This is a genomic window from Natrinema gelatinilyticum (assembly GCF_024266705.1).
In the GTDB taxonomy this organism is placed as follows: domain Archaea; phylum Halobacteriota; class Halobacteria; order Halobacteriales; family Natrialbaceae; genus Natrinema; species Natrinema gelatinilyticum.
Genome location: NZ_CP100757.1, coordinates 972,306 through 985,503 on the forward strand (window position 1 = coordinate 972,306; position 13,198 = coordinate 985,503).

General features: G+C 53.9%; 11 protein-coding genes and 2 pseudogenes. 4 read left to right on the plus strand and 9 right to left on the minus strand.

The window, feature by feature from the left end; all coding sequences use genetic code 11:
- Nucleotides 1-326: 326 nt before the first annotated feature.
- Nucleotides 327-1,353: pseudogene (locus NJU76_RS22660) on the minus strand (IS110 family RNA-guided transposase).
- Nucleotides 1,354-1,637: 284 nt separating this feature from the next.
- On the opposite strand from NJU76_RS22660, the gene NJU76_RS22665 reads away from it, so the two are divergent.
- Complete coding sequence (locus NJU76_RS22665) at nt 1,638-2,291, plus strand: dienelactone hydrolase family protein (RefSeq protein ID WP_254532726.1); 654 nt, start codon at nt 1,638-1,640, stop codon at nt 2,289-2,291.
- Between the two features lie 373 nt (nt 2,292-2,664).
- The gene (locus tag NJU76_RS22670; RefSeq protein WP_254532727.1) at nt 2,665-3,504 is read left to right on the plus strand and encodes an MOSC domain-containing protein; all 840 of its coding nucleotides are present in this window, start codon (nt 2,665-2,667) and stop codon (nt 3,502-3,504) included.
- Between the two features lie 235 nt (nt 3,505-3,739).
- On the opposite strand, the gene NJU76_RS22675 is transcribed toward NJU76_RS22670, so the two are convergent.
- The 6 genes from NJU76_RS22675 to NJU76_RS22700 all read right to left on the minus strand — a co-directional run bounded on the left by NJU76_RS22675 (nt 3,740) and on the right by NJU76_RS22700 (nt 8,432).
- Complete coding sequence (locus NJU76_RS22675; protein WP_254532728.1) at nt 3,740-4,111, minus strand: cupin domain-containing protein; 372 nt, start codon at nt 4,109-4,111, stop codon at nt 3,740-3,742.
- Nucleotides 4,112-4,311: 200 nt separating this feature from the next.
- On the minus strand, nt 4,312-4,995 hold the full coding sequence (locus tag NJU76_RS22680) for an IS6 family transposase (protein ID WP_254532729.1): 684 nt from the start codon (nt 4,993-4,995) through the stop codon (nt 4,312-4,314).
- 719 nt (nt 4,996-5,714) lie between these two features.
- Nucleotides 5,715-6,164 carry a DUF5518 domain-containing protein gene (locus NJU76_RS22685; protein ID WP_254532730.1) on the minus strand — a complete coding sequence of 150 codons (450 nt, stop codon included), beginning with the start codon at nt 6,162-6,164 and terminating at the stop codon, nt 5,715-5,717.
- Between the two features lie 696 nt (nt 6,165-6,860).
- Nucleotides 6,861-7,250 (minus strand): DUF7344 domain-containing protein, encoded by a 390-nt coding sequence (locus NJU76_RS22690; protein WP_254532731.1) that lies wholly within the window; start codon nt 7,248-7,250, stop codon nt 6,861-6,863.
- Between the two features lie 72 nt (nt 7,251-7,322).
- The gene (locus tag NJU76_RS22695) at nt 7,323-7,982 is read right to left on the minus strand and encodes a helix-turn-helix domain-containing protein (RefSeq protein WP_254532732.1); all 660 of its coding nucleotides are present in this window, start codon (nt 7,980-7,982) and stop codon (nt 7,323-7,325) included.
- A 195-nt stretch (nt 7,983-8,177) separates the two neighbouring features.
- A complete protein-coding gene (locus NJU76_RS22700) occupies nt 8,178-8,432 on the minus strand; it encodes a hypothetical protein (protein ID WP_254532733.1) in 255 nt (84 codons plus the stop codon).
- A 235-nt stretch (nt 8,433-8,667) separates the two neighbouring features.
- On the opposite strand from NJU76_RS22700, the gene NJU76_RS22705 reads away from it, so the two are divergent.
- A protein-coding gene (locus NJU76_RS22705; protein WP_254532734.1) for an IS630 family transposase occupies nt 8,668-9,797 on the plus strand; the annotation gives its coding sequence in 2 pieces (ribosomal slippage) (nt 8,668-9,103 and nt 9,103-9,797; 1,131 coding nt in all).
- Here the strand turns inward: NJU76_RS22705 and NJU76_RS27205 are convergent.
- Nucleotides 9,774-10,070 carry a HalOD1 output domain-containing protein gene (locus NJU76_RS27205; protein WP_425604316.1) on the minus strand — a complete coding sequence of 99 codons (297 nt, stop codon included), beginning with the start codon at nt 10,068-10,070 and terminating at the stop codon, nt 9,774-9,776. The two genes, NJU76_RS22705 and NJU76_RS27205, sit on opposite strands and share 24 nt — an antisense overlap.
- Before the next feature lie 623 nt (nt 10,071-10,693).
- Nucleotides 10,694-11,371, minus strand: coding sequence for a helix-turn-helix domain-containing protein (locus NJU76_RS22710; protein ID WP_254532735.1), 678 nt, complete (start codon nt 11,369-11,371; stop codon nt 10,694-10,696).
- Nucleotides 11,372-11,956: 585 nt separating this feature from the next.
- Between NJU76_RS22710 and NJU76_RS22715 the strand changes: the two are divergent.
- A pseudogene (locus NJU76_RS22715) lies at nt 11,957-12,954 on the plus strand (IS110 family RNA-guided transposase).
- Nucleotides 12,955-13,198 lie beyond the last annotated feature (244 nt).

Sequence of the window (13,198 nt, forward strand, 5' to 3'; positions counted from 1 at the left end):
GATCTGGCTCGATTTGCGAAGGCGGTGATCGCTACATACACGTCAAGCAGGTAACGAGGTGATAATCGATCTCATCGATAGCTGTCAAAAACGGCTTGCTGAATACAGAGAATGTATTCACCTATGGAAATTCTGCTGATTAAACAAGCCACGTTTGCTAAGATAATTCTTCGGGCGATCAGGACTTGCTGCAGTCTTCGAGCATAGAATCGACAACCGGCGAACCGATGGCTACTGTAACAGCCATCAGGCGGGAGACTTCTTGGTTGCGAGAGTTATCACTCACGCTGCCACCGACCGGCCAATGAGCGCCGCCCCGGCGGCGCTCAGGCACTCACCCCTGGTGGATCGTACACCTCCTCACGGTCCAGCATATGATACATTGAAACCAGCAGTTTCCGGGCGGTTGCTACAATCGCTGTTTTCGAGTTCTTCTTTCGAGCTAACCGGTTGAAAAACCGGCCGAGGTACTCGTCTTCGCATGTATGAACTGCCGTGTACGACGCTTGGACGAGCAGCCACCGGACTCGTCCTGATCCTCGCTTCGAGATGCTTCCCTCAAACCGCGAGTCGCCAGACTCGCGGATTATCGGGTTCAACCCGACGTAACTTACGACCTCCTTGGCCCGGTCAAACCGGGCGACCTCTCCCAACTCCGCGTAAATCGTCAACGCTGTAAAGTAACTCACACCAGGAATCGTCATCAGGAGCTGGGTCTCCTTCAGAGACCCTCAGGAGCTGGGTCTCCTTCAGAGACCCAGCCCGCTCCTCGATCTCTGCTTCCAACGACTCAATCTGCTCAGTGAGTGTCTGAATAAGCTCTAGATGCGATTCCAGCAACGCATCCCATGGTGCCGGGAGCGAGAGTTCCGCGAGGAACTCTCGTCCCTCCACACTCAGCGGTTTTACCTCCTGAGCGATCCCGTGGTCACTCAACAAGCCATGGATCTTGTTCGCGTACTCGGTCCGGTTCTCGACAAGCTTCTGGCGCCCGCGCACAAGTGCGCGGGCTTGCCGAACCTCGTCGGTAGGAACATAGCTTTCAGGAATCGAGCCTAACCTAACCATCCGAGCGAGTTGTTTCGCGTCGACGCGATCAGTTTTCTTGTCCGAGTCGGAGATTAACTTTAGTTCGCCTGGATTAGCAACGATCACATCCAGATACTCTGAAAGAGTATCATGGATGTGGTAGTAATTGCTAGTCGCTTCAAGCGCGGCTTTTGACCCAGCGTACTGCTGGGCAAAGTCGTCGAGGTTCGCGTTTTCGACGCGAACCTCTTCGACAATCTCACCGTTTTCGTCCAATACTGCGATTTGTGAGTACCGTTTGTGTACGTCGATTCCGATGAACATTGGGTTCACCTCGGGACGGCGGTGCGTGAAACAGAGATTCACCTATACGGGCTTTCCCGACTGCCGCCAGGAGCGGCAGTCGGGCTGTGACGCCCATGACTCGGCTTCCTACGCACTCGGACCAGTCAGCAGCACGTGCTCTCGGGCACGGAATACAGCTCGGTCTCTTGCGTCCCATACTTGTGTCACGCTCTTATGGGATAGCAGAATTTCCATCGAGTCAGCAGAATAGTAATTCAGATACAAATATACTTCTTCCAACACTATGGGTGCGCATGCATTCGATGGAATCAATATCGATCGATGACCGAGAGCTACCGCTCTACGTCACCGCACCGGGGTCGAACTCCTATCCGGGGATACTCCTCGTCCACGCATGGTGGGGGTTCAACGAGTGCTTCAGAGACATCTGCGACCGGTTGGCAAGTGAGGGCTTCCTCGTCGTGGCCCCCGATCTCTACCACGGGGACGTCGCCTCGACCACCGATGAGGCGGACGCTGTGTCGTCAGCACTCGATGCAACACGGGCCGTTGAAGACGTCTCCGCAGCGTTCGACTTCCTCCGTACTCATCAGCGGCTCGCCAACGGACTCGGCGTGATAGCGGCTTCCATGGGGGTATACTACGCGCTCAGGATGGTCCAAGATCGACCGGATGACATCGACGCGACCGTCGTCTTCTACGGAACGAGCGACGGGGATTACGTGGAGACCTCCACGGCGGTTCTGGGCCATTTCGGCGAGAACGACCCATTCGAACCCGAGCCCAATGTCGAAGCGTTTCGAGAGCGAGTGCAGGCCGGGGACGGCCCGGTCACCTTCCACACGTATCCCGATACCGAACACTGGTTCTTCGAATCGGACCGACCGGAATACGACGAAGACGCCGCTGAGTTAGCTTGGTCCCGAACGGTTGAGTTCCTCCGGGCTGAGCTGTGAACTCCTGCTGAATACGCGCTGTGTATCTTGCAAGGCTTCAGAAAAATGAGCTGGAACTGGCAGTTTGATCGTCGGATGATGTACTCACACGTTCATGGTTGAAGCTACTTAGGTGGTGTTTCAGCCTTCGACTTGTGAGTATCAGCATTCGCGTAGTAGCAGATTTGGACTGTGAACTGACAGTAACGGCCTGCAAGGCTTAGAGCGTGAGTTTATCAGTTTCTTCGGTGATCTGATAGAGACCACGAGTGCATACCCACGTCTTCAGGTTGGGAGTATGTTAATATCAAATTTGTAGTCATTATACAAATTTTTGGGATATATCAGTAAAACAAAATAAATAAATATAGGATAACTGAATTTCATCTCAGTCATGCCCGAACTCCGTCGAATTATGACCTACCCGATCAAAGCCCTCGATTCATTCGAAATGACGACGGGACAAATCACTGAGGGAGGAACAATCGAACATGACCGCGAATATGCGGTCCTTGCGAAACCCGCTGATAGACCCTATGAACCAGAGACGGAATCTGCTTCGAGTGGCGACTATATCAATGGAAAACGAACCGATGCTGTTCACCGATTGCGCTCAACCTTCGATCCAGATGCCCGCACCCTCACACTCCACGTCCAGGGCGAGACAACCCCTCAAACCTTCGATCTCGAAGATCGAACCGAATTGAATCGGTGGTTGACAGACTATTTCGACCAGCCAGCAAGCGTCCGTCGATATACCGCAAGTGGCCATCACGATCTCCACAAACACGATATCTCCGGTCCCTCGATCATCAGCACCGCGACGCTCCGCGAAGTTGCGTCGTGGTTTCCGGAAATCGATCTGGAAAGTGTCCGCCGACGGTTTCGCGCAAATCTCGAAATTGGTGGTGTGCCCCCGTTCTGGGAAGACCGTCTCGTCGCCAATCACGGCGAAGCGGTTGCTTTCCGTATCGGTGACGTCCAGTTCGAAGGCATTGAACCGTGTGAGCGGTGTGTCGTTATCTCGCGTGATCCCGACACTGGAGAGGAGTACGATGCCTTTCGCCAGAGGTTCATCCGTAAGCGCAGAGAAACCCGTCCCGAGTGGCTCGACAGCGACCGCTTCAAAACCGATTTCCGCTTAATGACAGTAACAAATGTCCCACAGCGAGAATGGGGGAAGACAATTCAGGTGGGGGACACAGTCGAGATTATTGGGACTCATCCATATTGATCCTAGCACGTCCGAAGACTTCGCAGTTCAGCAATGTCCTGAGGAGCGTTGATCCTGATACATACGCGCCCCGGGTTCAGTACACGTTACATGAACTACCTGATTCTTGCCAGAAACGACGTGACCGACTCAGAGGATAGGTACAACAAATCGGCGTCATCTTATTTTGTTTGATTGCCAGGCATCCGACCTACTTTCGACTACAAAAAGTATCTGTGGTGTCTGCGTGTTCTTCTCAATGGTCGTCCGGCTCATCCTGCTTTGTCGCGTGTACAGTGCCGTCTGGATGCTCTGGTGGACTATAGAGCGTGTACAACCGAAGTGCTTCCTCCTCTGAAGTATTTGTGACGTTGTGTTCGACTCCAGCAGGAATCACTACGATATCATCGTCTTCAAGGGAAATCTCTTCGTCGTCGAGAACTACTTGCGCGGTCCCTGCTTCGACCCGGATGAACTGGTCGATATCTGAGTGGGTTTCTAACCCGATCTCTTCGCCCGGCTGAAGGGTCATGAGAACGAGCTGGGTGTTCTCACCGGTGTAAAGTACCCGGCGATAATCCTCGTTTTCCAATGTATCCTGTTCGATGTTAGTAGTGTATCCGTTCATGGTGACTCCATTCTCGGTTTAGGGGTGGCTGCTTGCAACGCGATGAGCGTGAAGAATACACGCCGCAATCATTTAAAAACCAGACCGGCGCCTGCGCGGTGAAAAGTCTTAATGGCCTACAGAAAGCCGCCAAGCGTCTTTCTTCAGCGGGATGTTCCGAACATTATCTTTCTCTGATAGAACGCGGATCGCGGCACTGTCTAGTTCAGCACCTCCTCAGCCGGCGTTCGGCCATTGAGCGCTTGATTCGGTCGATCGTGGTTATAGTGGTGTCTGAAGCGTCTCAGCCAGCGGCGTGCGCTGGCTGGACTGCCCCGCCAGAACGAGTGAAAGCGGTCGATCCGCATCGACACGGTCTGAAACCACTTTTCGATGTGGTTTCGCTCGCTGTAGTCGAGCTGACCGCTCAATTCATGACGAGCGAGGGCAGTCAGGTAACCGCCAGCATCGACGAGAAACTCTGTCTCGGCGATATCGTGTTTCTCTGGAGATCGATGCAGGAACGCGCGCGCGCGCGGGTCAGTCCCGCGGCGGCTGAACACGTCGATTTCGAGAAGTAGCTTTGATTCTGTGTCGATCGCGGCGTACAACCACTTCTTTTCGCCGTCTACCTCAATCTGTTTCTCGTCAACCGCGACCCGCGACGGCTGCGCCGTCGGCGGGTCGCTCTGGGCCTCCGAGAGTGTATGCGTCCAATTCCAAATTGCGCCGTGAGAACGGTCAATACCGAGTAATTCGAGCACTGCGACGACCTCCCGAACTGACAATCTCATCGAATGCAGTCGCACCCCGAACACCCTGACGGGTGTCGGGGTGCGCTCGTTCTCCCAAACCTCATCACAGTCCACGTCTAAGGTCTCTCTGAGCAGGTCGGCGAGTTGCATGGACACTTCTCGCCACCACCTGCTCGTTCCTCAAACTCTCATCTAGACAGTGCCCGGATCGCTAAATGAGCAGATCTACTGAACAGTTGGTTCACCTGTTTTGGCATGAAATAAACGATGGCGTCGTGGTGAACTACCCTGCCCTACCGCGCTCGGGCTTACCCAGCCCTCGCTTGTTAAGGACAGGGCTTCCTGCTTCGGTGTCGGAACGTGCAGGGAACGTCCCCACAGCGTCCACAAGACGCGGAGCGTCTCGTGCGGCCCGGCAGAACGCTGTTGGCGTTCTGCGGACGGTTCCAGACTCCACAGGCGGCTTCCCTTGACAGGTGGTTCGGAGTGTCCCACTCCTACCGGTTCGACACTCGGCCACAACCGACGATGCACGCTTGTTGTCGCGTTTGAACACCGCCGGAGGCGTGGTGAGTATCTTATTCTCACCTTCGAACGAAGAGATAATAAGGGTGCCGATTCTCACGAAACCAAGACGTGCGGGCGTTGTCTCCCCTCCCTGCTCGCTTCGCTCGCTGAGGAAGGGGGCTTAGCGCCCTCAATTACAGCTAAACTTATCCTCTGTATCTCGCACATCTATTCCGTCAATATTCTGTTTGTTCGTTGAGTTGTCGCGAGATACAAAGCGCGAATCGGGTACCGACCACCGGCCATTTTGGAAGAAGTCTGTTCGATCGACTCCAAACGTCTACCTGTCTGTTGTATCGCTGCTACGACGCGTCTGCGCCGGTCGTCAATCGCGAGGTAACGGTGTTCGCCATCCACCCACCAACTCGACCGCATACCAGACCAAAGATGGGGGCGACGCACAGTGCCAGTCCACTGGCTAAAACGACGAATACGACTCTCGACAGCGATGGCCATGTCACCGTAGCATCACTGAGAACGGTGCTGAATACTGCCACGAGCAGCGTGAGTACTGCGACAACACCAGCAAGAACACCAGTACGGAGTCCGGCAGCACCCGGGTCCATCGAACGGATTGCAGCGATGACTCCCGCGATGAACGCGCCGATTATCATGATACTTCCACCAATGGTCGCCTCCGAATCCGGCAGCCAGTTCACAACGACAGTGGCGGGTAGCGAGGCGAGTGCGCCGATTATCGCGAATCGCCATGCCGCAGGGAGAGTGCGGACACGGAGGGACGACGGGGACATTCGTGTCAAAGAATTGATTGAGGAATACAATATAATTTTCGGAGAATTGAGGACGCGAGATTCACCGACAAATCAAACTCTTGTACCCCCCACTTCAGGTCTGGCAGCTTAGTCAGTTAGTCGAAGGCGGACAAACGGGAGACGGTTGCTGAATACACGCTCTATCTCGGTCACTGTGATTTTATTATATGTGTAATCTACAGTATTACAGCGAGGGTGCCTCGGGGCTTGACCCCGAGGGTGAATCGCGTAAGCTTTATTATCTTTCCTAACGTGTTTAAAGCTACAGTTGCACGAATTAAAGACCGTAATTCGTCGCAACTGTGCGCAGTTGCGGAGGAATGTGGCTCTCTCAAAACCCACGTCTTCGGCGTGGTGCGACGGACGCCATCGGGCCGTGGTGGAGCGGCCGACCCTCACGGACACACCGCGTGTTCGGGTGTGAATTCCAGCTGACCCATCTCGGGAAGTCCGAGGGGAATTACATTCGCCTGCGGCCATATGGCCCGTTTCTGGGCTTGCCGCCAACACGGTGAAGCCACAGGGCGTGCCCCCGTGGTACTTCACTACATAGGAACGTATGAAATGGTACACTAATCACTATAGCACGGGCGTGCGAAATACAACGTGCGTATCTCTCAGAGCCGGTTGGGTGGGGGAACCCGCTGCTTTCTACTGGGACTAGTCAGCCCACTCTCACTGTCTACGTAATGAGTCGAGAGCGGGGTCGGCATCAAGGATAGCCGCGAGAGTGGGATGTATCTCGTCGATCATCTCCGCAGGTTCGACCAGTTGACGGTCGGTATCATACTCGATGAGCTCCGCTGCCTGTAACTTCTGGAGGTGAATATGATGCAGCGATATCTGAATCCGTTCCATGACCTCGCTAGCGAGCTCTTCGAGAGGTGCATGATGATTGTGTTTGGCAATGGCGTGCATGAGGTCACGCATGGTGAGCGAACGATCTTGTTCTAAAAGTTTTGCAAGAATGACACGACGCTGTCTATCTGAACAAACGTCAAGAATGGTGTCATAATCAGGGACACCGTCACTCATCTTCTCAGCTGACATCGAAATATCACTCACATCTGAGTACACGGAACTGGAGGATAGCCCGTTGCCTTGTCTGTACAAGGTTTTATATCCCGGTCTGGATGGTCACTCGGAATCTGGATGTTCGGCGACGAGGGTGTTGGCGATAAGCCTGTCATAGCCCTTCCGCATCCGTTGGGATAGCGCCTGCTGTGAGATACCGAGTGTGGAGGCGACTTCGTCCAAGGACGATTCGGCTGGCGATTCGTAGTAGCCGGCTTCCCATGCCTTCACGAGCGCATCGTGTTGTTTTTCGGTGATACCAAATTGATGGGCCGGACTGGGTTGGGTGACCTCATGAAGGCGTTTCACCTGGAATGGAATACCACTGTCTTCGCAATGTGTTCGGAACATGGTGAGCTGCGAATGGTCATCGAATCGCATGTGCACGTTCCAGGTGTCCTCTGTGCCGACTGCTTCGAGAATCACTGCCCCGATCTCCCTGTAGGCATAGACGACCGATTCGATATTTTCCGTCCACTCGGCCCGATAGAGCGTGGCGTTGTCGAAGGAATCCAACCGTCGGAGGTCACGAACTGATGGGTCTGATTCGGTCGCTTCCTCGAAATCCTTATCGGGGACCTTCGACACCCAAAAGTGGGGCGTCAACATCTCCTCAGAGGCGACGACACGTTCAATTTCGATAACGGCATTGGGAACCGTAGCGAGGGTTTCCTCCAGGGCGAACGCACTCGTCGGGAGGTCAAATTCGGCAAAGAGGCTCATGTGGGACGTCCGATGTGGAGCTGGATAAACCCAAGGCCGGGTAACTCGAGAGGACCTGGCGGTTTCTCATATGTACCAATCTGTTGCATACACACTCTGTATCCAGAAAGCCACTCTTGACAGTATTCAGGTAGAAGGCTACGTTCTTTCCGAAGAGAAGGTGTGAATGTCCCATGATAGTGGGTCGATTTGGTTCTAATTCCACTCGATGGATTCGAGAAACTCGTCTAACGTGTCTGTGAGTTCATCGACTTCCTTGCCATCCTCGTTGGCTGAGTAGCGGACGATGAAGACGTCTTTTTCGTTTGCTTCATGAGTCGTATCGACTCCGTGGACGCCTTTCCAAATCCCTGTAATCTCGACTAAACCATACGTCTCGTGCTCGTACGTTTCCTCTCGTTCAATTACCCTGTCAGATCCGGAGCTGGGCAAATCTTCTGAGTCATCCATTTGGATTCATGCTCTACGTGTGCTTTTCTCCCACTACTCGTCCGTGTGCAGCCGCTGTAATTCGCAGTCTGTCGGGTACTTTTTTGATACGGTGCATGTCGCTGGGATTCTCTTCGACTATCAGTATTTTGATTTCTAATCATCTATTACACTAGTGCGGCTTCAGCCCTGAACTGCTAGCTTTATCTGCGTAGAGCGCCTCTAGGGTGTGTTCAGAAATTCTCTGGAGTAAATCATGCCACGAACACAACAGTACTCTGTCGATCTGTCTGCCGATGAACGAGCGGAGCTGAATGCGATGCTTTCAGCGGGCACGTACAAAACGCGGGAACTCACACGCGCACGGTGTCTCTTGCACTCGGATGACGGCTTGACTGACCAGCAGGTCAGTGAAGCCGTCGGTTGTCATCCCGGCACAGTTGGACGCGTCCGGAAACGCTACACCGAGGACGGCCTCGCGGCGATCACTCGCCGCAAGGCCGACCGCGTCTACGAGCGTAAACTCGACGGACGTGAAGAAGCACATCTCATTGCATTGGCCTGCAGCGATCCACCGGAAGGACGGTCTCGCTGGTCGCTGCATCTCTTAGCCGAGCACTTCGTCGCCCTCACCGAGATCGACGTTGAGTCGATCTCTCACGAGACCGTTCGACAGGTCCTGAAAAAACACGACTGCACCCTCACCGATCAAAATCGTGGGTGATTACGCCTGAAAACAGCGCCGCCTTTGTCTGCCAGATGGAGGAAGTCCTCGATCTCTATCACGAACCCTACGATCCACGCCGCCCGATCGTCTGTTTTGACGAGTCCAGCAAGGAACTGCACAAAGAGGTCCGCGACCCGCTCCCGGACGTGCCGGGAGCGGTCGCTCGGTACGACTACACGTACGAACGGAATGGAACACGCAACCTCTTCGTGATGAGCGAACCGCTGAGCGGCTGGCGGCACGTCGAGGTAACGAAGCGGCGGCGCAAGCAGGAATTCGTCCAGCAGATGCAAGCGCTCGTGGATGATCACTACCCGGATGCAGTCAGCATCCGGGTAGTAATGGACAATCTGAACACGCACCAGCGGTACGCCTTCTACGAACATCTTCCACCAGAGGAGGCTCGTCGGTTGCTCAGCAAGCTCGAATTTCACTTCACGCCGGAACACGGGAGTTGGCTGAACATGGCAGAGATCGAGTTCAGCGCCTTGTGGACGGAGTGTCTTGATCGGCGCATTCCTGACGCAGCGACACTCCGTGCGGAGGTCGCTGCGTGGGAACGTACCCGAAACGAGGACGAATCCGTGATCAACTGGCAGTTCACGACCGATGACGCTCGCATCAAACTCCATCAGCTATATCCAGCAAATCACGATTGAAGGCGTACTAGTAGAACCCTCACCATTGACAGTTATCCGATAACCGGAAAACATGAACGTGAGTTGATCTGCCGTTCGATTGGGTGGATTTGAAAAAAGCGATTCAAGAGCGTCCGGATCGATAGAGTAGTACAGCGATTCTAATTCAGATATGGATTTGTTGCTTTCCTCAGCAACCCTTTTGATCACGCGATAACTGACAGAGTTGATTTTGGTGTTTCTTCGACTCTCACTCTCGGTCTGACCAAATGCGGGGATTTCTTCGGATGTCATGATACCACTTTTGCTGCTACATTTTGGTATGAGCCTGTTTTCTATAGGTTCAATGTGGTCGTGCTCCCACTCTTTATATGTAGGAGAGTAACCTACAGAAGCGGTTATAGAGATGCGAGGAGAATACCCGCGCGTTTAGGCGCGGGATGAATTCGACAACTCGGACGGAATTCACGCTTCGATGACCAGTCCGAGATTTCTTTTCCATACATTGAAGTGGGAAGCAACCCTCTGAGAGCGGAGGAATCAGGCAGGGAATAGAGTGATTCCCGCCAGTCCGACGATGGCGGCCTGGCCGCCCCAAGCAATCAGACACTAATCGGAACCAGTCGATGACCGCCCACCCCTCACAGGGGTGACGCGGAGTCGACTGTTGGAAGCACCACGGAACGTAACTCCGAGTCTGTCGAAGCCCACTCGAGCCTCGCCGGGCACAACCAACCACGAGGGTCGACCACGGTCGAGGATAGGAGTTCAGTACCGGGGGCTTGGCACTCCCAGCAGTCCCACCCGCCACAGTCCGTGACCCCCGCACGGATTCGCACCGTGTCGAGGGTCGGTGGAACTGCTCACCTGAAATCTCCACCGCTCAGGATTCCTCCGCGTGAACGCGGAGGAGGATGTCAATCATCGTGGATAAGCGTATTGGAAAGAAGATTCCGATGCCCTCGACGAAGACGTGCTGACAACGCGTTCCGAGAAATATCGAGATTGTCAGCGAGTTCGGTGAGTGTCCGATCTCGCGGAACGTCAAAGTATCCAGCGTGGTATGCGGCTTCCAGTGCCTCTTGCTGATCTGGGGTCACGCCATACTCGGCCCGCTCTTCAGGGTTTTCCGGTCGATATACACGCTGTGGTTGAAAAGAAAACTCGTTTTCGAGACAGTAATCCCAGAATCCAGAGAGCGATTCCTCATTCGGAAACAGAATCTTCACTTCCCAATCATCACCGTCAACACTCGCGGCTTCTAAGACAGTTGCCTTCGCGTCGGAGACTGCAGTAATTAGATTTGGCACGCTCATTTCCCACGTTACTCGATAGAACCGCTCTTCTTCCTCTTCATCGCGACCTGCTTGCTCTTCTTGCTCTTCCAAAGTGAGTACTTCTCGAACCATATCGTCGTCACGTAAGGCTTGCTCGAAGTTGGTGAGATCCTCTCCGAAAGCCCAAAAGTACGGAGTGACGTGCGATTCGCCCCCGACGACACGTTTGATTTCGATTCGTATCTCTGGTGCCACCGTTAATGTGTCTGCTAAGACGAATTCATCTGCGGGGACGGTGAATTCCGTGAGAATACTCATTGCCAGTACGATTTCTACGGGAATAGACGTAAAAAATATCCCCACGTGACTTGGTCTGTGAAAGAGGCATCCAGTTCATATACTGAATTGTTATGCATTAGGTTCAGGCAGCTCAAACGAGATTTCCGTGCGGAACTCATTCTCTGCATTCACCTATCGAAATTCTGTTGACTGATCAAACTACGTTTGTCAAAACAATCATTCGGGCGACGAGGACTCGCTGCAGCCTTCGAGCGGAGAATCAACAAACGGCAAACCGATAGCGACTGAAACAGCCACCAGGTGAGAGACTTTTTGTTCACGAAAGCAGCCAGTCAGCACTCCACTCTTACCAACGACTCGCCAGTTCTAATCTCGTCTGCTGACTCGATGGAAATTCTGCTATCCCATAAGAGCGTGAAACAAGTATGGGACGCAAGAGACCGAGATCTATTCCGTGCCCGAGAGCACGTGCTGCTGACTGGTCCGAGTGCGTAGGAAGCCGAGTCCTGGGCAGTACAGCCCGACTGCCGCCAGGAGCGGCAGTCGGGAAAGCCCGCATAGGTGAATCTCTGTTTCACGCACCAGCGTTCCGAGGTGAATCCAATGTTCATTGGAATCGACGTACACAAGCGGTACTCACAAATCGCAGTATTGGACGAAACGGTGAGATCGTCGAAGAGGTTCGCGTCGAAAACGCGAACCTCGACGACTTTGCCCAGCAGTACGTTGGGTCAAAAGCCGCGCTTGAAGCGACCAGCAACTATTACCACATCCACGATACGCTTTCAGAGTATCTGGATGTGACCGTCGCTAACCCCGGCGAATTAAAACTGATCTCCGACTCAGATAAGAAAACTGACCGCGTCGACGCGAAACAACTCGCTCGGATGGTTCGGTTGGGCTCAATCCCTGAAAGCTACGTCCCAACCGATGAGGTTCGGCAAGCCCGCGCACTTGTGCGCGGGCGCCAGAAGCTCGTTGAGAACCGGACTGAGTATGCGAACAAGATCCACGGTTTGTTGAGTGATCACGGGATCACTCAGGAGGTGAAACCGCTGAGTGTGGAGGGACGAGAGTTCCTGGCGGAACTCTCGCTCCCGGCGCCGTGGGATACGTTGTTGGAGTCGTATCTGGAACTCATTCAGGCGCTCACCGAGCAGATAGAGTCGTTGGAAGCGGAGATCGAGGTGCGGGCTGGGTCTCTGAAGGAGACCCAGCTCCTGATGACGATTCCTGGTGTGAGTTACTTTACGGCGTTGACGATTTACGCGGAGTTGGGAGAGATCGCACGGTTCGACCGGGCCAAGGAGGTCGTAAGTTACGTTGGGTTGAACCCGATAATCCGCGAGTCTGGCGACTCGCGGTTTGAGGGAAGCATCTCGAAGCGAGGATCAGGACGAGTCCGGTGGCTGCTTGTTCAAGCGTCGTACACAGCGGTTCATACGTGCGAAGACGAGTACCTTAGCCGGTTTTACAACCGATTAGCCCGAAAGAAGAACTCGAAAACAGCGATTGTAGCAACCGCTCGGAAGCTGCTGGTTTCAATGTATCATATGCTGGACCGTGAGGAGGTGTACGATCCACCAGGGGTGAGTGCCTGAGCGCCGCCGGGGCGGCGCTCATTGGCCGGCTGGTGGGTAACGTTAGCGACTGCTCTCACTACCAAGAAGTCTCCCGCCTGGTGGCTGTTACAGTAGCAATCGGTTCGCAGGTTGTCGATTCTACGCTCGAAAATTACAGCAAGTCCTCGTCGCCCGAAGAATTATCTTAGCAAACGTGGTTTGTTTAACCAGCAGAATTTCCATAGGTGAATAGATAGCGCGAATTCACCAATCGGGAAGAGTG

Excerpts from the sequence above, each read along its gene's own strand:
- NJU76_RS22665 (WP_254532726.1), top strand. The coding sequence starts at position 1,638 with ATGGAATCAATATCGATCGATGACCGAGAGCTACCGCTCTACGTCACC.
- NJU76_RS22670 (WP_254532727.1), top strand. The coding sequence starts at position 2,665 with ATGCCCGAACTCCGTCGAATTATGACCTACCCGATCAAAGCCCTCGAT.
- NJU76_RS22675 (WP_254532728.1), bottom strand. The coding sequence starts at position 4,111 with ATGAACGGATACACTACTAACATCGAACAGGATACATTGGAAAACGAG.
- NJU76_RS22680 (WP_254532729.1), bottom strand. The coding sequence starts at position 4,995 with ATGCAACTCGCCGACCTGCTCAGAGAGACCTTAGACGTGGACTGTGAT.
- NJU76_RS22685 (WP_254532730.1), bottom strand. The coding sequence starts at position 6,164 with ATGTCCCCGTCGTCCCTCCGTGTCCGCACTCTCCCTGCGGCATGGCGA.
- NJU76_RS22695 (WP_254532732.1), bottom strand. The coding sequence starts at position 7,982 with ATGAGCCTCTTTGCCGAATTTGACCTCCCGACGAGTGCGTTCGCCCTG.
- NJU76_RS22700 (WP_254532733.1), bottom strand. The coding sequence starts at position 8,432 with ATGGATGACTCAGAAGATTTGCCCAGCTCCGGATCTGACAGGGTAATT.
- NJU76_RS27205 (WP_425604316.1), bottom strand. The coding sequence starts at position 10,070 with ATGACATCCGAAGAAATCCCCGCATTTGGTCAGACCGAGAGTGAGAGT.
- NJU76_RS22710 (WP_254532735.1), bottom strand. The coding sequence starts at position 11,371 with ATGAGTATTCTCACGGAATTCACCGTCCCCGCAGATGAATTCGTCTTA.